Here is a 21,335-nt window from a genome sequence, read left to right as displayed (position 1 = left end):
AACGGACGCTTCCTTCGAGCCGCCTTCCAGCGGGCCCTCCGGGCGCTTCGTTCTTTCGTGTTTCCAGCTTATCAGACGTTTTCCGCTCCGTTTTCTGGAGTTTCATTCATCCGATTTGCTTCGGCCTTTCGGCGCTCCCGAACTCTATCAGAGTCTTTCGGGCCGTTTTCCCGCTCCGTTCTCGAATTTCGTTCGAGGACTTCGACTGGGGGCCGTCCCGTGGGGCAACCCGGAGAACGTTACGCACCGGGTTGCCCCACGTCAAATCACGCCGGGGAGGCTCAGACCTCGACGACGACAGGGAGGATCATCGGCCGGCGGCGGTAGTTGTCGGCCACCCACTTGCCGAGGGTCCGGCGGACGAGCTGCTGGACCTGGCGGATCTCCAGGACGCCGTCGCCCGCCGAGCGGTCGAGCGCCTCCTGCAGCCGGGCCGCGACCGGGACGAACGCGGCGTCGTCGATGCCGGAGCCGCGGGCCTGGATGCTCGGGCCGCCGACGATCTTGCCGTTGGCGGAATCGACCACCACGAAGCAGGAGATGAAGCCCTCCTCGCCGAGGATCCTGCGGTCCTTGAGCGAGGCCTCGGTGATGTCGCCGACCGAGGAGCCGTCGACGTAGACGTAGCCGGCCTGCACCTTGCCGGCGATGCGGGCGACGCCGCCCTCCAGGTCGACGCAGACGCCGTCCTCCGCGATGACCACGCGGTTGCGCGGGACACCGGTGGCGATGCCGAGGTCGGCCGCGGCCCGCAGGTGACGCCACTCGCCGTGCACCGGCATGAGGTTGCGCGGCTTGCAGATGTTGAAGAAGTACAGCAGCTCGCCCGCCGAGGCGTGGCCGGAGACGTGCACCTTGGCGTTGCCCTTGTGCACGACCTTGGCGCCCCAGCGGGTCAGGCCGTTGATGACCCGGTACACGGCGTTCTCGTTGCCCGGGATGAGCGAGGACGCCAGGACGACGGTGTCGCCCTCGACGATGCGGATCTGGTGGTCGCGGTTGGCCATCCGGGACAGCGCGGCCATCGGCTCGCCCTGCGAACCGGTACAGATCAGCACGACCTCCTTGTCCGGCAGGTCGTCCAGTTGCTTGACGTCGACGACCATGTTGCCGGGGACCTTCAGGTACCCGAGGTCGCGGGCGATGCCCATGTTGCGCACCATCGAGCGGCCGACGAAGGCGACCTTGCGCTTGTACTCGTGCGCGGCGTCCAGCACCTGCTGGATGCGGTGCACGTGGCTGGCGAACGAGGCGACGATGATGCGCTTCTCGGCGTTCGCGAAAACGTTTCGCAGCGCGGCCGAGATGTCCCGCTCGTGCGGGATGAAACCGGGGACCTCGGCGTTGGTGGAGTCCACCAGCAGCAGGTCCATGCCCTCCTCCGCCAGCTTGGCGAAGGTCGGCAGGTCGGTGAGGCGGCCGTCGAGCGGCAGCTGGTCCATCTTGAAGTCACCGGTGGCGACGACCATGCCGGCGGGGGTGCGCACGGCGACGGCCAGCGCGTCCGGGATGGAGTGGTTGACCGCGATGAACTGGCAGTCGAAGGGGCCGATCCGCTCGCGGTCGCCCTCGGCGACCTCCAGCACGTACGGGCGGATGCGGTGCTCGGCGAGCTTGGCCTCGATCAGCGCGAGGGTGAGCTTGGACCCGATCAGCGGGATGTCCGGATTCTCCCGGAGCAGGTACGGCACGGCGCCGATGTGGTCCTCGTGGCCGTGCGTGAGGACGATGCCGTCGACCTTGTCGAGGCGGTCCCGGATGTAGCTGAAGTCCGGGAGGATCAGATCGACGCCGGGCTGCTCGTCCTCGGGGAAGAGGACGCCGCAGTCGACGATGAGAATGCGGTCCCCGTACTCGAAGACCGTCATGTTGCGGCCGATCTCGCCGAGACCGCCGAGCGGGGTGATGCGCAGGGCGCCCGCCTTGAGGGCCGGCGGTGCGCCGAGTTCGGGATGCGGGTGACTCAAAAGACTCTCCTCACGACGCACGCCATATGTCCGGGGTCCTCCCCCGCGAGACATATGGCGTGCGTTCTCAGTGTCGTTTTCCTACCGGGTCTGTGCTCTCGCGCCTGCGGTCCGGTTCAGCGGCGGGCCCGTGAGGGCCCGGCGAGCCGGGGCGCGCACGTCTGTGTCTGTTAGAGGTCTACCCCGCCGTCGGCGAGATCCTTCTTCAGTTGGGCGATCTCCTCGGGAGTCGCGCCGACCAGGGGCAGCCGCAGCGGGCCGGCGGGCAGGCCCTGGAGGTCCAGCGCGGCCTTGGCGAGGATGACGCCCTGGGTGCGGAAGATACCGGTGAACACCGGCAGCAGGCGCTGGTGGACGGCCGTGGCCTTGGCCACATCACCGGCCAGGTAGGCCTCGACCATGGACCGCAGCTCCCCGGCGACCACATGGCCGACCACGCTGACGACGCCGACGGCTCCGACCGACAGCAGCGGCAGGTTGAGGATGTCGTCGCCGGAGTACCAGGCGAGGTCGGAACGGGCGATGGCCCAGGCGGCGGCGCCGAGGTCGCCCTTGGCGTCCTTGTTGGCGACGATCCGCGGGTGCTCGCCGAGCCGGACCAGCGTCTCGTGGCTCAGCGCGACGCCGCTGCGGCCGGGGATGTCGTACAGCATGACCGGCAGCCCGGTGGCGTCGGCGATCTCCACGCTGTGCTGGTACAGGCCCTCCTGCGGGGGCTTGCTGTAGTACGGCGTGACCACCAGCAGGCCGTGCGCGCCGGCCCCCTCGGCCTGGCGGGCCAGCTCGACGCTGTGGCGGGTGTCGTTGGTCCCGACGCCGGCCACCACATGGGCCCGGTCCCCGACGGCCTCCACCACGGCGCGGACGAGCTGGGCCTTCTCGGCGTCGCTGGTGGTCGGGGACTCCCCGGTGGTGCCGTTGACGACGAGGCCGTCGTTGCCGGAGTCGACGAGGTGCGCGGCGAGGCGCTGGGCGCCGTCGAGGTCGAGGTCGCCGTCGGCGGTGAAGGGTGTCACCATCGCGGTCAGGACCCGCCCGAAGGGCGTCTGGGGAGTGGAGGTCGGAGCCATGCGTCCAAAACTACTCGTAGGCGGTGGGTCGGCACCCAGGCCGGTCCACGGTTCGGACGGCCGGGCGGCGAACCGGCGGCGAACAGCGGGGACATGGGATTCCGGTGCTGCGTGCTCGGGGGTTCAAGCAGCACCGGAATCCGTGTTCACGAGCGTAGGGAGCGGTCAGAAATGCCGCAATCCAGACATGCCCGACACTCTCCCCGGATGCCCGTCGCCGCAGGTCAGGGGGCGACCCGGCCGTGCTTCTCGAAGGCCGCATGGGTGAGCGGCATGAGCGCAGCCCACTGCTCCTCCATCCGCTCGGCGACCATCTCGATCTCGCGCTGCGGGAACGACGGCACGGCCGAGTTCTCCCGCTTGGTGCGCAGCGACAGGAAGTGCATCAGCGAGCGGGCGTTGCAGGTCGCGTACATCGAGGAGTAGAGCCCGACCGGCAGCACGGCGCGGGCGACCTCGCGGGCCACGCCGGCCTCCAGCATCTCCTGGTAGCGCCCGTACGCCTCGCGGTAGGCGGTCTCCATCGAGGAGGTGACGGTGCCGTGCTGCTCGGGGGTGCCCTCGACGAACTCGTAGCGGCCCGGGCGGCCCTGCTGGACCAGCTTGCGCTCCTCGCCCGGCACGTAGAAGACCGGCTGCAGCTCGCGGTAGCGGCCGGACTCCTCGTTGTAGGACCAGCCGCTGCGGTGGCGGTGGAACTCGCGGAAGACGAAGATCGGCGCGCTGATGAAGAAGGTCATCGAGTTGTGCTCGAACGGCGTGCCGTGCCGGTCCCGCATCAGGAAGTTGATCAGGCCCTTGGACTTCTCCGGGTCCTCCTGGAGCGCCTCCAGGGACTGCTCCCCCGCCGTCGAGACCCGGGCGGCCCAGATGACGTCCGAGTCGGCGGCGGCGCTGCGGACCAGCTCCGCGGTGACGTCGCTGCGGAACTGGGGGGCCGTGGTGTCGTCGCTCACGCGTTGCTCCTCGCAGGCTTGATGGTGGTGCCGTTGGTGCCGGCGGTGTCGGCACCGGTGGTGCGGTGCAGCCGGATCGCGTGCTGCATGGTCTTGCGGGCGCGCGGCACGTCGCCGGCGTCGGCGTAGGCGACCGCCAGGCGGAAGAAGACCCGCCAGTCGCCGGGGGCGGCCTCGGCCTCGGCCTTGCGCCGGGCGAACACGGCGTCGGCCGAGTCGCGGTCGATCCGCCCGCCGTCGGTGCGCTTCAGCTCGTCGACCGGCAGGCCGCCCTCGGCCTCCAGCTCACGGGCGAGCCGCTCGCTGTCCCGGCCGAACCGGACCGTCTGACGCAGGAACCAGAGGCCGATGACCGGGATGACGAAGGCGCACAGGCCCAGGCCGATGCCGAGCGGCTTGCCGGTGGCGATGAGCTGAACGCCCTCGCCGACGCAGATCAGCGCGACCAGCGCCAGGACGCCGGCGAGGACGAAGAAACCGGTGCGGGAGGTCATGCCGGGCTCACAGGTCCAGGAAGTGTTCGAGGCCCAGGGTGAGCCCGGGCGTCTCCACGACCTTGCGCACGCCGAGCAGGATGCCCGGCATGAAGCTGCTGTGGTGCAGCGAGTCGTGCCGGATGGTGAGGGTCTCACCGGTGTCGCCGAACATCACCTGCTGGTGGGCGAGCAGGCCGCGCAGCCGCACCGAGTGCACCGGCACCCCGTCGATGTCGGCGCCGCGGGCGCCCGGCAGCGCGTGGGTGGTCGGGTCCTGCTGCGGCGGGCGGCCGGCCTCCGCGCGGGCGGCGGCGATCAGCTGGGCGGTGCGGGTGGCGGTGCCGCTGGGGGCGTCCGCCTTGCGGTCGTGGTGCAGCTCGACGACCTCGACCGACTCGAAGTACCTGGCGGCGATCTGCGAGAACCTCATGCCGAGGATCGCGCCGATGGAGAAGTTCGGCGCGATCAGCAGGCCGAGCTCCGGTGCCTCGTCGAGCCAGCCGCGCACGGTGGCCAGCCGCTCGTCGGTCCAGCCGGTGGTGCCGGTGACCACGTGGATCCCGTGGTGCAGGCAGTAGTCGAGGTTGCCCATCACCGCGTCGGGGTGGGTCAGCTCGACGACGGCCTGAACCCCGGCCCCGGTCAGCTCGGAGAGCTTCGACTCGCGCCCCAGGGCGGCGACCAGCTCCAGGTCCGGGGCGGCCTCGACGGCCTTGACGGCCTCGGAGCCGATCCGGCCCCGGGCGCCGATCACGGCGACACGCAGCGTCATGGTGAGAAGTCCCTTCAGGCCAGCAGGTCGGCGAGCTTCGCGGCCCGCTTGTCGGTGATCGGACCGATCAGCGCCAGCGACGGCCGGTACGCACCCAGCACATCACGGGCGACCTCGTGCACGTCGTCCAGGGTCACCGCCGCTATCCGCTCCAGCATGTCGTCGACCGACAGGTGGTGGCCGTAGCTGAGCTCGGCCTTGCCGATGCGGTTCATCAGCGAGCCGGTGTCCTCCATGCCCAGCACGGTGGAGCCGGAGATCTGGCCGATCGCGCGCTGCAGCTCCTCCTCGGTGATGCCCTCGGCGACCACCTTCGCGAGCTCCTCGTGGCAGATCCGCAGCACCTCCTCGACCCGCTTGGGCTGGCAGCCGGCGTAAATGCCGAACAGGCCGCTGTCCGCGTACGAGGAGGAGTAGGAGTACACCGAGTACGCCAGGCCGCGCTTCTCCCGGACCTCCTGGAACAGCCGCGAGCTCATGCCGCCGCCGAGGGCCGCGTTGAGCACGCCCATCGCCCAGCGGCGCTCGTCGTGCCGGGGCACGCCGGGCACGCCCAGCACCAGGTGGGCCTGCTCGGTGGCCCGGTTGAGCACCTCGACCCGGCCCGCGGTGCGCAGCGCCTTGACGCCGCGGCGGGGCTCGGCGGGGGCGGCCTCGGACTTGGCGAGCAGCGGCGCGAAGGCCCGCTCGACCTGCCGGACGACCTTGCGGTGGTCCAGGTTGCCGGCCGCGGCGACGACCAGGTGCTCGGGCTTGTAGCGGCGGTGGAAGAAGTTGGCGATCTGGTCGCGGGTGAGCGAGCGGATCGTCTCCTGGGTGCCGAGGATCGGCCGGCCGAGCGGGCCGCTGCCGAAGATCACCTTGGCGAAGAGGTCGTGGACGACGTCACCCGGGTCGTCCTCGGCCATCGCCATCTCCTCCAGGATGACGCCGCGCTCGGCCTCGACGTCCTCGGGGCGGATCAGCGAGCCGGTGAGCATGTCGCAGACCACGTCGATGGCCAGCGGCAGGTCGGTGTCGAGCACCCGCGCGTAGTAGCAGGTGTTCTCCTTCGCGGTGAAGGCGTTCATCTCGCCGCCGACGGCGTCCAGGGCCGCCGAGATGTCCAGCGCGCTGCGCCGCTCGGTGCCCTTGAAGAGCAGGTGCTCCAGGTAGTGGGTGGCGCCGTTGAGCTGCGGCGTCTCGTCCCGCGAGCCGACACCGACCCAGATGCCGAAGGTCGCGGAGCGCACCGTCGGCAGGGTCTCGGTGACGACGCGCAGGCCGCCGGGGAGGACGGTGCGGCGCACGGTTCCGGCGCCGTCGGCGCCCTTGAGCAGGGTCCGGGTCGTGCCGGGGCGCTGCGTCGCCGCCGAGGCCTGGGCCACGGGGGTACCTCCGTAGAAAGCATCCGTCGAGGAGCGTGGGGGACAACAGGGTGCGGCCCGCACGCCGCTGGGGGCGTGCGGGCCGCGGGGTTCAGCTAGCGGCGCTTCACTCGGAAGCGGCCTCGGCGTTCTCCTCGCCCTCGATGACCGGGATCAGCGAGAGCTTGCCGCGCGGGTCGATCTCGGCGATCTCGACCTGCACCTTGGCGCCGACGCCGAGGACGTCCTCGACGTTCTCGACGCGCTTGCCGCCGGCCAGCTTGCGGATCTGCGAGATGTGCAGCAGACCGTCCTTGCCCGGCATCAGCGAGACGAAGGCACCGAAGGTCGTGGTCTTGACCACGGTGCCCAGGTAGCGCTCGCCGACCTCCGGCATGGTCGGGTTGGCGATCTGGTTGATCGTGGTGCGGGCGGCCTCGGCGGCCGGGCCGTCGGCGGCACCGATGTAGATGGTGCCGTCGTCCTCGATCGTGATCTCGGCGCCGGTGTCCTCCTGGATCTGGTTGATCATCTTGCCCTTGGGGCCGATGACCTCGCCGATCTTGTCCACCGGGATCTTGATGGTGATGATGCGCGGCGCGTTCGGGGACATCTCGTCCGGGGAGTCGATGGCCTCGTTCATCACGTCGAGGATGTGCAGGCGGGCGTCGCGGGCCTGCTTCAGCGCGGCGGCGAGCACCGACGCCGGGATGCCGTTGAGCTTGGTGTCCAGCTGCAGGGCGGTGATGAAGTTGCGGGTACCGGCGACCTTGAAGTCCATGTCGCCGTACGCGTCCTCGGCACCGAGGATGTCGGTGAGGGTCACGAAGTGGGTCTCACCGTCGATCTCCTGGGAGATCAGGCCCATCGCGATGCCGGCGACGGCGGCCTTCAGCGGCACACCGGCGTTCAGCAGCGACATGGTGGAGGCGCAGACCGAGCCCATCGAGGTGGAGCCGTTGGAGCCCAGCGCCTCGGAGACCTGGCGGATGGCGTACGGGAACTCCTCGCGGGTCGGCAGGACCGGGAGGATGGCCCGCTCGGCCAGCGCGCCGTGGCCGATCTCGCGGCGCTTCGGCGAACCGACGCGGCCGGTCTCGCCGACCGAGTACGGCGGGAAGTTGTAGTTGTGCATGTAGCGGCGGCGGGTCTCCGGGGAGAGCGTGTCCAGCTGCTGCTCCATGCGGAGCATGTTCAGCGTGGTGACACCCAGGATCTGGGTCTCGCCGCGCTCGAACAGGGCCGAGCCGTGCACCCGCGGGATGGCCTCGACCTCGGCGGCCAGGGTGCGGATGTCGGTGACGCCGCGGCCGTCGATGCGGACCTTGTCCTTGATGACGCGCTCGCGGACGATCTTCTTGGTCAGCGCGTTGTAGGCGGCGCTGATCTCCTTCTCGCGGCCCTCGAACTCGGGCAGCAGCTTCTCGGCGGCCAGCGCCTTGACGCGGTCCAGCTCGTTGTTGCGCTCCTGCTTGCCCGCGATGGTGAGGGCCTGGGCCAGCTCGTCCTTGACGGCGGAGGTCAGCGCGGCCAGCACGTCGTCCTGGTAGTCCAGGAAGACCGGGAACTCGCCGGTCGGCTTGGCGGCCTGGGCGGCCAGCTGGGCCTGGGCGGCGCACAGCACCTTGATGAACGGCTTGGCGGCCTCGAGGCCGGCCGCGACGACCTCCTCGGTCGGCGCGTCGGCGCCGCCCTCGACCAGCTTGATGGTCTTGTCGGTGGCCTCGGCCTCGACCATCATGATCGCGACGTCGCCGTCCGGCAGGACGCGACCGGCGACGACCATGTCGAAGACGGCCGACTCCAGCTCGCTGTGGGTCGGGAACGCGACCCACTGGCCCTTGATCAGGGCGACGCGCACGCCACCGATGGGGCCGGAGAACGGCAGGCCCGCCAGCTGGGTGGAGGCGGAGGCGGCGTTGATGGCCACCACGTCGTACAGGTGGTCCGGGTTGAGCGCCATCACGGTGACGACGACCTGGATCTCGTTGCGCAGGCCCTTGACGAAGGACGGGCGCAGCGGGCGGTCGATCAGGCGGCAGGTGAGGATCGCGTCCTCGGAGGGCCGGCCCTCGCGACGGAAGAACGAGCCGGGGATGCGGCCGGCGGCGTACATCCGCTCCTCGACGTCCACGGTCAGCGGGAAGAAGTCGAAGTGCTCCTTCGGCTGCTTGGACGCGCTGGTGGCCGACAGCACCATGGTGTCGTCGTCCAGGTAGGCGACGGCCGAGCCGGCGGCCTGACGGGCCAGGCGGCCGGTCTCGAAGCGGATGGTGCGGGTGCCGAAGGAGCCGTTGTCGATCACGGCCTCGGCGTAGAACACGTTCTCTTCCACCTGGAAGATCTCCTCTTTCGTACGTCTCCGGGAGAGCGCCCCCGCGCATCGCCTGCGTGTTGACCCTGAACGGTCGGGCCGGTCTTCGATCGAAGCCTCCGGTGCACCCCGCTTCGGTCTGCGGGGCCTCCGGCGGCCACTACCGAGGACCGGCGCCTCTCGGCCGGCCGGGTCCGGACGGGCGGTCCGCGTCTGGACGCTCTCTCGGATGCGGGCGGCTTCCGTTTGAAGCCTTCGTCCCGCGGGGGGTTGGGTTCTGCTGCCCGAGTGGCGCGCTTGCGGCGCCATCACCCGGCATGCCCACAACCCTACGGTGCAATCCTCGGCCACCTGGGGAGGTGCGCGCGAGTTGTTATCCCCGGTCGTGGTGTCCGGGCGCCCCGGTGGGCGCGCCGGTCGGACGGCCGCGGCATACGCGCGAGGGGCGGCTCCCCGGTGTGGGGAGCCGCCCCGTGCGGCGTTCTCAGCGGGCGCCGCCGGCGGCACCGCGGCGGATGCCCAGGCGGTCGACGAGCGTACGGAAGCGCTCGATGTCCTTCTTGGCCAGGTACTGCAGCAGGCGGCGGCGCTGGCCGACCAGGATCAGCAGGCCACGACGCGAGTGGTGGTCGTGCTTGTGGGACTTGAGGTGCTCGGTCAGGTCCGAGATGCGGCGGGAGAGCATGGCGACCTGGACCTCGGGGGAGCCGGTGTCGCCCTCCTTCTGGCCGAACTCGGCGATGATCTGCTTCTTGACGTCAGAGGCGAGAGCCACTGCAACTCCTTACGAGGTGATACCGAGCGGTCCTGGTCTACGGCACAGGACTCTGGGAGAACTCGGTGTCGTGACGGGCGCGGCCGCCGGTCGTCGTCCCACCCGGGGACGGACACACGGCTGCGCTCGGAGGCCAAGCGTACCAGTGCCGCCGACACCGGTGTCAGGTGGCCCCGGCGCGCGGGTCAGCCGGTGGCGCCGCGGACCAGCCGGTAGACGTCGAGGACCGCCAGCACCAGCGGGACCAGCGACATCAGGGTGAGGCTGTCGACCAGGTCCAGGATGCGCCCCCAGAACGGGGAGACGCCGAGCCGGGGCACCACCAGGGCGATCGCGGTGAGCACCGCGGCACCGAAGGCGATCGAAGCGGTCAGCCAGAGAGTGCGCAGGTCGGCGCCGGTGGAGCCGATGCCGGACCGCAGCACGAACTGCGGGGTGTGCAGGGAGAGGCCGACGATCAGCAGCGACAGTCCGAGCAGGCCGGCGATGCTGAGGCTGAAGACCTGGGCGCTGTAGCGGAACAGCCGGGCGCGCAGCATGGTGGCGAGGCCGAGGAGGAGGGCGAGCAGCTCGGGGAAGGTCTCGTCGGTGAAGCCCAGCACCGCGCAGGCGCCGACGATCACCGCGGCGCAGCCGCCGACCAGGCCGACCAGCACCTCGTGGCCGCGGCGGGCCTGGTGGGCGATCCGCTCGTACTGGACGAGTTCGGCGCGGGCGGTCTCCTCGTCGTGGTCGCGGCCGCGGGCGCGGGTCTGGCCGGGGGCGCTGTAGCCGACGGGCAGCCGGGCGAAGCGGGCGGACAGGCCGGGCAGGAAGCCGATCGCGGCGACGGCCGCGACGCCGGTGACGGCGGCGATGTGGTTGGCCGGGGTGCCCGGCAGCAGGACGGCGGCGAAGGTGGCGAGCGCGCCGGCCGCGGCCAGGAAGGCGGCGGCGACGAACAGCGAGTCCCGCTCGGGCAGCAGGCCGACCAGCAGGACGGCGACCACCAGCACGGCGACGCAGCCGGTGAGGAACTGCAGCCGGCCGGGTCCGGCCAGCGGGCCGCCGGTGGGCGCGAGGACGCCGCTGCCGGCGATCAGGGCGTGCGGCAGGGCGCCGAGGCCGAGCGCGAGGCCGGCCCAGGCGTCCCGGTAGACCCGGGCGCGGACGCCGGCGAAGGCGGTGAGCACGACGGCGACGACGCCGGAGAGCACGCCGGGCAGGCCGTGCATGTCGTGGCGCAGGTCGGCGAACCAGAGGGCGAAGCCGAGCAGGGTGAGCAGCACGCCGGTACCGATGAGGCCGAAGGCGCGCATCAGCTCGGGGCTCCAGAACCGGCGGTCGCTCTCGCCGGCGGTGGCGATCGCGTCGGCGACGTCGTCGTAGACCGCGGGCGGCAGCGACTCTGCGAACGGGCGCAGGCTGAGCAGGTCGCCGTCGCGCACCTGCTGGGCGCCCAGCGAGCGGCTGCCGTCGAGCACCGTGCCGTCGCGGCGGACCAGGTGGAACCCGGTGGGGGCGCCGTCGGGCTGGGTCTGGCCGGAGAGCCGCAGCACCTCGGGGTAGACGTCCGCGAGCGGGACGTCCTCGGGCAGGGCGACGTCGATCCGGCTGTCCGGCGCGACGACGGTGACCCGGCAGAAGCCGGTGGTGACGGGCGTCGTCATGCCCGCACCTCGTTCGCTCGACGCACTGGGCGCTCCCCCTTGGTGACGGTGCCGCGGCACCGGCGGCTGGTCGGTCCGGCCGACCCGCGGGCGCTGGCCGGGCGGAACCGGCCCGGCGGGGCCACGAGTTGGCGCGGCGTTACCCTACCCGCTCGGTTCGTGTCCGGCCCCGTGGAGGGCGGTCGGCCGGGGCGGGCCCGGGCCCCAGTAGGATCGGCCCCTGCGCAAGGCGGCGGGGGCGGCGCGCGCCTCCCCGGGTGCCTGCGGTCGGCGGAGCGGGGGCGGCGTCACACGGGGCGTCCTCACCCGTACGTATCCAGTGGCGTGAGGGCTGATGCCGTGGTGATCGAGCGAAGCGTTCGTGGTCGGGGAGTGGAGCGCGCATGGGCGTGATCACCGTCAAGCGGCCGCCCCGGGCCTACCCGCCCGCGGTGCCGGACGAGCCGGTGGAACTGGTCGCCCCGCCCGAGTTGCCCAGGTCGGGCGGCGAGGACTGGGTGATGAGCATCCTGCCGATGCTCGGCATGGGCGGGTCGGCGGTGTTCTTCTTCTCGCCGGGTGCCCAGGCCCCGATGAAAATCATGGGCGGTCTGATGATCGTCTCGACGGTCGGCATGGCGCTCGCCCAGATCGTCCGGGCCCGCAGGGGCGGCTCCTCGGCGACCGCGGACGAGCGGCGCGACTACCTCAAGTACCTGCAGCAGATGCGCCGCCAGGTGCGCCGGACCGCCGAGCGCCAGCGCGGCGCGCAGCTGTTCCTGAACCCCGAGCCGGACCAGCTCTGGTCGATCGTCGCCGACGGCCGCCGGCTGTGGGAGCGGCGGGCCGGGGACGCCGACTTCGCGCAGATCCGGGTCGGCCGCGGGCCGGTGCAGCTGTCCACCCCGCTGGTGGCGCCGCAGACCGCGCCGATGGACGAGCTGGAACCGCTGTCGGCGGCCGCGATGCAGACCTTCCTGAGCGCCCACGGCACCCTGCAGGACCTGCCGTTGGCGATCTCGCTGCGCGCCTTCTACCACATCACGGTCTGCGGCGACCCGGACACCGTCTACGGCAACGTCCGGGCGACGATCGCCCAGCTGACCACCCTGCACTCGCCGGACGACCTGCTGGTGACGGTGGCGGCCGCGCCCGGCGCGGTGGACGAGTGGGAGTGGACCAAGTGGCTCCCGCACAACCAGCACCGCAAGGAGAGCGACGGCGCCGGTTCGCGCCGCCTGATCGCCACCGGCCTCGGAGAGCTGGAGCTGCTGCTCCAGGACGAACTGGCCGGCCGTCAGCGGTTCGTCCGGGACGCCTCGCCGGCGCCCGACCAGCCGCACATCGTGGTCGTGATGGACGGCGCGTCGGTGCCGCACGACTCGCTGCTGGCGGGTGCCGAGGGCGTGCACGGGGTGACCATCGTCGAGGTGGTCCCGGGCGACCTCGACGAGCCGACCGGGCATCTGATCATCACCGTCTCGCCGGACGAGCTGGTGCTGCGCTCGGCCTCCGGCGCCACCTACTCCGGCGTCCCGGACACCCTCACCGCCTGGCAGTCCGAGGCGCTGGCCCGCCAGCTGGCGCCGTACCGGGCCTCGGCCGGCGGCGACGACGAACCGCTGCTGTCCAACCTGGACTTCACCGATCTGATGAACTCCGGCGACCCGGGCTCCTTCGACGTCGCCCGCAGCTGGCGGCAGCGGGCGCAGCACGAGCGGCTGCGGGTGCCGATCGGTGTCGGGGCCGGCGGCGAGCACGTGTACCTGGACATCAAGGAGGCCGCGCTGGAGGGCATGGGCCCGCACGGCCTGTGCGTCGGCGCGACCGGCTCCGGCAAGTCCGAGCTGCTGCGCACCCTGGTACTGGGGCTGGCGATGACGCACTCCTCGGAGACGCTGAACTTCGTGCTCGCCGACTTCAAGGGCGGCGCGACCTTCGCGGGCATGGCGGACATGCCGCACACCTCCGCGGTGATCACCAACCTGGAGGGCCAGCTGACCCTGGTGGACCGCATGCGGGACGCCATCGAGGGCGAGCTCAACCGGCGCCAGGAGCTGCTGCACCGGACCGGGAACTACGCCAACATCCACGAGTACGAGCGGGCCCGGGCGGCCGGCGCGGCGCTGGACCCGCTGCCGTCGCTGGTGCTGATCATCGACGAGTTCTCCGAACTCCTCACCGCCAAGCCCGACTTCATCGACATGTTCATCCAGATCGGCCGGATCGGCCGGTCCCTCGGGGTGCACCTGCTGCTGGCCTCGCAGCGCCTGGAGGAGGGCAAGCTGCGCGGCCTGGACACCTATCTCTCCTACCGGATCGGCCTGCGCACCTTCTCGGCGGCCGAGTCGCGGGCGGCGATCGGCGTCCCGGACGCGTACCACCTGCCGCCGGTGCCGGGCGTCGGCTACCTGAAGTTCGGCACCGATGTGATGGAGCGGTTCAAGGCCGCCTACGTCTCCGGGCCGTACCGGGCGCCGGGGCAGCAGCGGTCGACCGGCGGCCGGCTGGTGAGCGCGCGGCCGGTGCGGTTCACCGCGGCCGAGGTGCCGGTGACCGAACCGCTGGTGCAGGAGGTCGAGCCGCTGGTCGAGGAGCCGGACGACGCCCTGATGGACACCGTGCTGGACGTCTTCGTGCAGAGGATGGCGGGCCAGGGCCCGGCGGCGCACCAGGTGTGGCTGCCGCCGCTGGACGCCCCGCCGAGCGTGGACCAGCTGCTGCCGCCGCTCCAGGCGACCCCCGAGCGCGGGCTGACCGCGCCGCAGTACGGGGCGCTGGGCCGGCTGCGGGTACCGGTCGGCATCGTCGACAAGCCGCGCGACCAGCGGCGCGACATCCTCGACCACGACTACTCGGGGGCGGCCGGCCACGGTCTGGTGGTCGGTGGCCCGCTGTCCGGCAAGTCGACGGTGATCCGCACCACGGTGGCCTCGTTCGCGCTCACCCACACCCCGCTGGAGGTGCAGTTCTACCTGCTGGACTTCGGCGGCGGCGGCTTCCAGTCGCTCCAGGGGCTGCCGCAGGTCGGCGGGGTGGCCGGGCGGCTGGACGCCGAGAAGGTGCGCCGGATGGTCTCCGAGGTGCACGGTGTGCTGAACCGGCGCGAGGAGCTCTTCCGGGCCACCGGGATCGACTCGATCGGCACCTACCGGTCCCGCCGGGCCTCCGGCGCGCTGCCGGAGGAGCAGTTCGGCGACGTCTTCCTGGTGATCGACGGCTGGAACACCTTCAAGCAGGAGTTCGAGCCGCTGGAGCCGGTGATCGGCGACATCGCCCAGCGCGGTCTGGGCTACGGCGTCCACCTGATCGTCACCGCGGCCCGGTACGCGGAGGTCCGCCCGGCGCTCAAGGACCTGCTGCAGAACCGGACCGAGCTGAAGCTCGGCGACTCGATGGAGTCCGAGGTGGACCGCCGGGTGGCGCAGAACGTGCCGGCCGTACCGGGGCGCGGCGTCACCGCGGACCGGCTGCACTTCCTCACCGGTCTGCCGCGGCTGGACGGCTCCGGCTCGGTGGAGGACCTGCCGGACGGCGTGACCGGGCTGGTCTCGGCGGTCGCCGGAGCCTGGACGGGCCCGCGCGCGCCGCAGGTGCGGATGCTGCCGGCGGTACTGGACGGGCACTCGCTGCCGAAGGGCTTCGAGCACCCGGAGCGGGGCGTCGCGTTCGGCGTGGACGAGGCGGAGCTGGCGCCGGCCTTCGTCAACTTCGAGACCGACCCGCTGTTCATCGTGTTCGGCGACACCGAGTCCGGGAAGTCCGCGCTGCTGCGGATGCTGGTCAAGCAGATCACCGAGCGGTACACCCCGGACCAGGCCGGCATCGTGGTCGGCGACTACCGGCGCGCGCTGCTGGGCGTCGTCCCGCCGGAGTACCTGGTGGAGTACGCGGCCGCGCAGCCGGCCATGTCGAGCGTCGTGGAGATGCTGCGCGGGGCCTGCGCCCGCCGGCTGCCCGGTCCGGACGTCACCGCCGAGCAGCTGCGCAACCGCAGCTGGTACAGCGGCAAGGACATGTTCGTGGTCGTCGACGACTACGAGCTGGTGGCGACCTCCTCGGGCAATCCGCTGGCGGCGCTCGCGGAGTTCCTGCCGTTCGCGCGGGACATCGGCCTGCGGGTGATCGTGGCGCGCAGCGCGGGCGGTGCCGGGCGTTCGCTGTACGAGCCGTTCATGCAGCGGATGCGCGAGCTGGGCGGCCAGGGCGTGATGCTGTCCGGCAACCGGGACGAGGGCCCGCTGCTGGGCACCGTCAAGCCGCAGGCGCTGCCGCCGGGCCGGGGCGTGTACGTCTCCCGCCGGATGACCGGCGGGCAGATGGTGCAGACGGGCTGGCTGCCGGCGCCGTAGCCGCCGGTTCCGGTCACGGAGCGTGTTCGAAGGGGTCGGGTCCTCGGATCCGGCCCCTTCCGCCGTCCCGGGTGTCGAAACGTTACCTAGATCTTTCCGCCGGAGAGCTGCGGTTCCCGTACCCGGCCCGGGGCTCGGCAGGCGCCGCAGGGGCTTCCGGACGACCTGCCTCCGCATCCGGGCAGCGCCTTTGAATAGACGCATGCAACACGGCGTTCACCTTGGATTCAAGCGCGATGTAGCGAAAGTAACAAGTCGGACATGCATAGTGATGACGCTTAGTGATCATCAGATCGCATGTTTATGCACTCCTTGACAACGGATTCCGAAGCGATTCCGCCATTGACTCGATCAATACGGCCAAGGTTCCATGGCGGCCCAGGGAGCGACAGGACCAGAAACCGAGCCAGTCAGCCAGCGGAGGCGATACCGCTCCCTCACCAGGACCAGCACAGAGCCGATCGGATGCCTCATGACCGACACGCTTCGCCCGCCCGCCCCCGCGGCCCCCGCCGCGGCGACCGCAGGCGCGCCCGACGCCCCGCCGCAGCAGCTCAAGCGCTCGATCGGTGTCGTCGGCGGCACGCTGCTCACGCTGTCCTGCGTCACCCCGGCCTCCACGCTCTTCGTGATCGTCCCGGAGCTGTTCTCCAGCATCGGCAGCGCCACCGCGCTGGCCATCGCGATCGGCTCGGTGCTCTGCATCGCGGTCGCCTTCTGCTACTCCGAGCTCGGCACCCTGATCCCCAGCGCCGGCGGCGAGTACGCGATGGTCGGCACCCTGGCCGGGCGGCTGGCCGGCTGGCTGGTCTTCGTGCTCTCGCTGATCGTGGTGATGATCGTCCCCTCGGTCATCGCCCTCGGCACCGCCGACTACCTCGCCCCGGTGCTGCACGTCGACAAGCCGCTGGCCGGCGCCGCGGTGATGCTCGCCGCCACCCTGGCCGGCCTGCTCGACCTGCGCGCCAACGCCTGGATCACCGGCATCTTCCTGGTCCTGGAGGTCATCGCGGCCGGCGTGGTGTCGGTGCTCGGCTTCGCCCACGCCAACGGCGACGCGCCCAGCATGCTGCACGGCGTGGTCACCGGCGAGAACGGCGTGACCACCACGGTGAGCATCGGCGCGATCATCGGCGCCCTCGGCATCGCGCTCTTCATCACCCAGGGCTTCTCCACCGCCGTCTACCTCTCCGAGGAGTTGGAGAACCCGCGCCGCAACGTCTCCCGCACCGTGCTGTGGACGCTGGGCATCTCCGCCGCGATCCTGCTCGTCCCGGTCGCCGCCATCACCATGGGCGCCCCCGACCTGGCCACGCTCAGCTCCGGCGACATCTCCGGCATGGTCACCGCCTGGAGCAACTCCGCGGTCGGCACCTTCATCAGCCTCTGCGTCGCGCTGGCCATCATCAACGCCGGCATCGTCATGGTCATCCAGAACTCCCGGGTGCTGTTCGCCTCGGCCCGCGACAAGGCGTGGCCCGGCCCGGTCAACAAGGCCTTCGGCACCCTGGGCCGGTTCGGCTCCCCGTGGATCGCCACCCTGGCCGTCGGCCTGCCGGGCGCCGCGCTCTGCTACGTCAAGGGCGAGCTGCTCAGCGAGATCACCGGCGTCGCCGTCACCGGGATGTACCTGCTGGTCGCGATCGCCGCGCTGCTCTCCCGCCGCAAGCACCACAAGCACGCCGCCGCCTGGCGGATGCCGCTGTGGCCGGCCGTCCCGGTGCTGCTGATCGTGGTCCTGGGCTACGTCATCACCCAGCTGGACCCTGTGCCGCTGCTGTGGACCGGCGGCATCACCGCCGTCGCCACCCTCTACTGGCTGTTCTACCTGCGCCCCCGGCAGGACACCCACTGGGTGATCAGCCTCCCCGAGGACCAGCAAGCCTGATCCCCCCGATACCCCACCCCTCCCCCACATGGCAGTGCCCCGGGCTCCCCCTGGCCCGGGGCACCGCCGCGTCCGGGGGCTACTTCTTCTTGAGCTTCCACTCCGGGCTGGTCGCGATCGCCTTCATCTGGTCGACGGTCAGCGCCGGGGCGGTCCGGGAACCGGCGGCGTTCGGGCCGCCGCTGTTGTAGGCGCCGACCGCCACCCGCAGGCCGTCCGGGTGCAGGGCGTCGACCGTCCACCGCGCCGGGTTGCCCGGCACCTTGCGGACCTTCACCTGGGTCCCGTCGGGCATCGTCTCCGTGCCGCCGAACGGCTCGGTGTTCATGGGGTTGCTCCAGTCGTCCACGTTGAGCTCCACCATGGACTTGCCCTTGCCGTCGTTCACCACGAAGTTCGCGTAGCCCTCGCTGCCGCCGGTCTCGGTCTGCTTGAGACCCGTCGGGAGCAGTTTCGCGGCGGTCGCGAGGATCTCCTCCTTGGTGTAGGGCTCGCTGCGGCGGTGCGGCGACTCCGGCACCGGCTCCGGCAGGGCGGCGATCACCCGGTCCCAGGACTTGTCGGTGACGATCGCGCTGAGCTGCTCAGGCGTCAGCGGCGGGGTGGCCCGGGAGACCGGCTTGCCCTTCTCCGCCGGGGAGTTCCACTCGCTCAGCTCGATCCGCCGGCCGTCCTTGCCGGTCAGCTTGGCGTTCCACCACTTGGTGTCGACCCGGCGGTCCGGGTACTCGTAGCCCTGGAACACGGTCAGCCGGCCACCGTCCGGCAGCGCGGTCGCGGTGCAGGCGTCGAAGGCGATGATCTTCTTGTCGGGGCAGTCGTTGTCCGTCCGGCTCGGGTCGTCCTGGCCGACCCTGGAGAACGAGATCGTCATCCAGGACTTGCCCTTGCCCTCGTCGAAGACCAGACTCGCGCCGGCCATCCCGGTGCCCGGCCCGCCGTTGCTGTCGGCGCCGGCCCCCTCGGCGTTGCTGATCTGCCCCTGGGGCAGCAGTGCACGGAACATGGCGAGCACCTCCTCCCCGCCGACCGCGGCGGCGGAGGGGGTGGCGGGGGCGGAGGCGGAGGCGGTCGGCGAAGATCCGGGCGTCAGCGAGGCGGAGCCCGCGGCCGGGGTGGGCCCGGTGCCCGCCGGGGTCAGCCGGAGGGCGGAGGGGGAACCGTCGGTGAGGTAGAAGGCCCCGGTGCCCACCAGGGCCAGCGCCGCCGCGCCGCCCACCACCGCGGCGGCCGACCGGCGGCGCCAGCGGCGGCGGCCGCGCTCCAGCCCGCCGCCCGCCAGTCCGGCCGGGCCCTGCGGGGAGAATCCCTCGCCGGTGCGGGTCATGGCGTGGAGCAGATCATCCTCGAAGCTGTCGGGTGCGGACATGCGTGATCACCGCTCTTCCTTCGGTCACGGAGCAGGGGCCGGTGGCGGACCCCCGCAGGAGGTGTCGGTTCGTACCGTCAGCGGGCGGCGAGTTCGGCCAGCGAGTCGCCGAGCTGCCCGCGCAGGCGCGCCAGCGCCCGGGAGGTGCGGGTGCGGACCGCGCCGGAGGACAGCCGCAGCACCTCCGCGGTCTCCTCGACGCTGCGGTCCTCCCAGTAGCGCAGCACCAGCACGGCCCGGTCCTTCGCGGACAGCCGGCCGAGCGCGTCGAGCAGGGTGAGCCGCAGCGCCCCGTCCGCCTCCCGGCCCGCGGACTCGGGCAGCTGGTCGGTGGGGCGCTCGTCGCTGGAACGACGGCGCTTCTGGGCGAGGAACACGCGCACCATCACGGTGTGCGCGTAGGCACCGGGGTTGTCGATCCGGTGGCGCCCGCCGGTCCAGGCCCTGCGGCGCCACAGCACGTACATCCGGCTGAGGGCCTCCTGGACGAGGTCCTCGGCCTGGTGGGTGTCCCCGCCGGTCAGCAGACAGGCGGAGCGGTACAGCCGTCCGGTGTGCCCCGAGACGAGTTCCAGGAACTCCGCGTCCTTCGACCTGCGTCCGGCCCCGGCCCGCCCCATCCCCCACGTCCTCCCTGTTCACCGCTGTCGACACTTGTTCGATGCGGTGGGTCGGGCGGGATGTTACAAGCGGGCACGAAGTTCTTTCCGACGCCGGCCGGGCGGTGGCCGGCCGGGAGCCGGCTAGCTCCGCCGGCGGTGGTCGCGCAGCACCACGCCGCCGCCGATCAGCAGCGCGACCAGCAGCGCGCCGATGCCCAGGACGTAGGTGGCGGTGCGCCCGTCGCGGTCGGCCTGGGTCTCGCCGAGGCCGAGCGGGCGCGGCACGATCGGGGCGGAGGCCAGCCGGACCGGCGGGTCCTCCACCGGGTGCTCGGCCGGTGCGGCGGGCGCGGTGGTCACCGCCTTCACCGGGTCGACCACGCCCCAGCCGATGTACTCGTTCGCCTTGTGGTCGGTGCGCTGCGCGGTCTGCTCGATCCAGGCCCGCACCTGGCTGGGCCGCCAGTCCTTGTGCGCGCCGACCAGCAGCGCCGCCAGCCCGGCCACGTAGGGCGCGGCGAAGCTGGTGCCGTTGTCCACGCACTGCCCGCCGCGCGGGACGGTGGAGAGCATGTCGACCCCGGGGGCCGCGACGTCCACGAAGTCGCCGTACTGGGAGAAGTAGGTGCGCTCGTTGTTGCGGTCGGACGCGCCGACCGCGAGCACCGTGCGGAACGCCGCCGGGTAGGTGTCGCCCTTCTTGCCGTCGTTGCCGGAGGAGGCGACCACCACCACACCGCGGTTCTCCGCGTTGTCGATCGCGGCCTTCAGCTCGTCGTAGCCGACGAACCGGGTGTCTCCCGCGCCGCGCACGTCCTGCGAGATGTTGATGACCCTGGCACCCTGCTGGACGGCCGAGTTGATGGCCTCGACCAGCGAGTGCACGTCCCCGTTGCCCTCGGCGTCGTTCTGCCGGATCGACAGGATGGCCGCGCCCGGGGCGATGCCGACGAACCCGGTCTGCTCGCTGCGGGCGGCCGCGATGATGCCGGCCACCTTGGTGCCGTGGCCGACCAGGTCGTCCTTCCCGCCGCCCTCGACCCGCTTGCCCTCCTTGTCCTTGAGCAGCGAGCCGCCGTCGACCACCTTGTCGGCGAGCTGCGGGTTCTGGTCGTCCACCCCGGTGTCGATGACCGCGACCAGCACCCCGGCGCCGGTGACCGCACCGCCCTGCCAGAGCTCGTCCAGCACCATCCGCTGCAGCGACCACGGCACGGCCTGCACGTTCTGGGCGTTCTTGCCGCACTCCCCCGCGGCCGAGATGCCCGGTCCGTCCGCTGCCGCCGGCGCCGTCAGCGGGCCGCCCAGCAGTGCGAGGACGGCCGCCGCCGCGGCCGCCGTCCGGTACCTGACCACCGGCACCCTGCCACCCCTCTTGTCGTCGACCTGGTTGCGCGCCCGCGTGCCAAAGGCGGGCGCCCGCGAGGGGGCACCCGCCCTTCGGCGTGGTGAGCCGTCAGCCGGTCCAGAGGGTGGCGTTGCGGTTCTCGGTGTTGTGGTAGCTGGTGGCCGCGCTGTCCAGCGACTTGGCGATCTGCTCCAGCACCTGCTGCAGGTGCGCGGCGCGCTGGTCCCACTTGGCCTGGTGGGCCTGGTAGCCCTGCTGGGCGGCGCCCTCCCAGCTCGCGGCGATCTTGGTGACGCCGCCCTTCAGCTCCTCCAGCTGGTGCTGGATGGTCTGCGCGGTGCGACGGACCTCGGCGCTGGCGCTCTTGATGGTCTCGAAGTTGACGAGAATGTGGTCGGCCACGATGTCTCCTAGTCGAGGCTGCGCGGCACCCCGTCACCCGGGGTGCGCGTCGCGGGGTGAACGGACGGAG

General features: G+C 71.8%; 15 protein-coding genes. 2 read left to right on the top strand and 13 right to left on the bottom strand.

Annotation, left to right across the window (positions count from 1 at the left end; genetic code table 11):
- Positions 1-281 precede the first annotated feature (281 nt).
- The 9 genes from ACFU9E_RS34000 to eccD form a co-directional block, all read right to left on the bottom strand.
- Positions 282-1,967, bottom strand: coding sequence for a ribonuclease J (locus ACFU9E_RS34000; protein ID WP_380687602.1), 1,686 nt, complete (start codon positions 1,965-1,967; stop codon positions 282-284).
- A 170-nt stretch (positions 1,968-2,137) separates the two neighbouring features.
- Positions 2,138-3,037, bottom strand: a complete 900-nt coding sequence (gene dapA, locus ACFU9E_RS33995; RefSeq protein WP_380687604.1) for a 4-hydroxy-tetrahydrodipicolinate synthase — start codon at positions 3,035-3,037, stop codon at positions 2,138-2,140.
- Between the two features lie 224 nt (positions 3,038-3,261).
- On the bottom strand, positions 3,262-3,993 hold the full coding sequence (gene thyX / locus ACFU9E_RS33990; RefSeq protein ID WP_380687606.1) for an FAD-dependent thymidylate synthase: 732 nt from the start codon (positions 3,991-3,993) through the stop codon (positions 3,262-3,264).
- On the bottom strand, positions 3,990-4,487 hold the full coding sequence (locus ACFU9E_RS33985; RefSeq protein ID WP_380687608.1) for a hypothetical protein: 498 nt from the start codon (positions 4,485-4,487) through the stop codon (positions 3,990-3,992). The genes thyX and ACFU9E_RS33985 overlap by 4 nt, the downstream gene beginning before the upstream one ends.
- Positions 4,488-4,494: 7 nt before the next feature.
- Positions 4,495-5,241: a 4-hydroxy-tetrahydrodipicolinate reductase gene (gene dapB, locus ACFU9E_RS33980; protein WP_380687610.1), complete on the bottom strand. Its 747-nt coding sequence runs from the start codon at positions 5,239-5,241 to the stop codon at positions 4,495-4,497.
- Positions 5,242-5,255: 14 nt separating this feature from the next.
- The gene (locus tag ACFU9E_RS33975) at positions 5,256-6,608 is read right to left on the bottom strand and encodes a M16 family metallopeptidase (protein WP_380687612.1); all 1,353 of its coding nucleotides are present in this window, start codon (positions 6,606-6,608) and stop codon (positions 5,256-5,258) included.
- A 106-nt stretch (positions 6,609-6,714) separates the two neighbouring features.
- A complete protein-coding gene (locus tag ACFU9E_RS33970; protein WP_380689906.1) occupies positions 6,715-8,922 on the bottom strand; it encodes a polyribonucleotide nucleotidyltransferase in 2,208 nt (735 codons plus the stop codon).
- Between the two features lie 463 nt (positions 8,923-9,385).
- Positions 9,386-9,676, bottom strand: coding sequence for a 30S ribosomal protein S15 (gene rpsO / locus ACFU9E_RS33965; RefSeq protein ID WP_209416808.1), 291 nt, complete (start codon positions 9,674-9,676; stop codon positions 9,386-9,388).
- 185 nt (positions 9,677-9,861) lie between these two features.
- A complete protein-coding gene (gene eccD / locus ACFU9E_RS33960; protein WP_380683037.1) occupies positions 9,862-11,325 on the bottom strand; it encodes a type VII secretion integral membrane protein EccD in 1,464 nt (487 codons plus the stop codon).
- 383 nt (positions 11,326-11,708) lie between these two features.
- Here eccD and eccCa point away from each other — a divergent pair, with 383 nt between their 5' ends.
- Both eccCa and ACFU9E_RS33950 read left to right on the top strand, forming a co-directional pair.
- Positions 11,709-15,656, top strand: a complete 3,948-nt coding sequence (gene eccCa / locus ACFU9E_RS33955; protein ID WP_380683038.1) for a type VII secretion protein EccCa — start codon at positions 11,709-11,711, stop codon at positions 15,654-15,656.
- A gap of 472 nt (positions 15,657-16,128) precedes the next feature.
- On the top strand, positions 16,129-17,544 hold the full coding sequence (locus ACFU9E_RS33950; protein WP_380683039.1) for an APC family permease: 1,416 nt from the start codon (positions 16,129-16,131) through the stop codon (positions 17,542-17,544).
- Between the two features lie 79 nt (positions 17,545-17,623).
- On the opposite strand, the gene ACFU9E_RS33945 is transcribed toward ACFU9E_RS33950, so the two are convergent.
- The 4 genes from ACFU9E_RS33945 to ACFU9E_RS33930 form a co-directional block, all read right to left on the bottom strand.
- Positions 17,624-18,913, bottom strand: a complete 1,290-nt coding sequence (locus ACFU9E_RS33945; RefSeq protein WP_380683040.1) for a hypothetical protein — start codon at positions 18,911-18,913, stop codon at positions 17,624-17,626.
- A gap of 77 nt (positions 18,914-18,990) precedes the next feature.
- Complete coding sequence (locus ACFU9E_RS33940; RefSeq protein WP_380683041.1) at positions 18,991-19,533, bottom strand: SigE family RNA polymerase sigma factor; 543 nt, start codon at positions 19,531-19,533, stop codon at positions 18,991-18,993.
- A 123-nt stretch (positions 19,534-19,656) separates the two neighbouring features.
- Positions 19,657-20,877, bottom strand: coding sequence for a type VII secretion-associated serine protease mycosin (gene mycP, locus ACFU9E_RS33935; protein WP_380683042.1), 1,221 nt, complete (start codon positions 20,875-20,877; stop codon positions 19,657-19,659).
- Positions 20,878-20,971: 94 nt separating this feature from the next.
- A complete protein-coding gene (locus ACFU9E_RS33930; protein ID WP_380683043.1) occupies positions 20,972-21,265 on the bottom strand; it encodes a WXG100 family type VII secretion target in 294 nt (97 codons plus the stop codon).
- Positions 21,266-21,335 lie beyond the last annotated feature (70 nt).

Origin of the sequence: Kitasatospora sp. NPDC057595, from assembly GCF_042800875.1 — a bacterium.
Classification (GTDB): Bacteria; Actinomycetota; Actinomycetes; order Streptomycetales; family Streptomycetaceae; genus Kitasatospora.
Note: the sequence above shows the minus strand (reverse complement) of the source record. Positions and strands in the feature narration are given on the sequence as shown.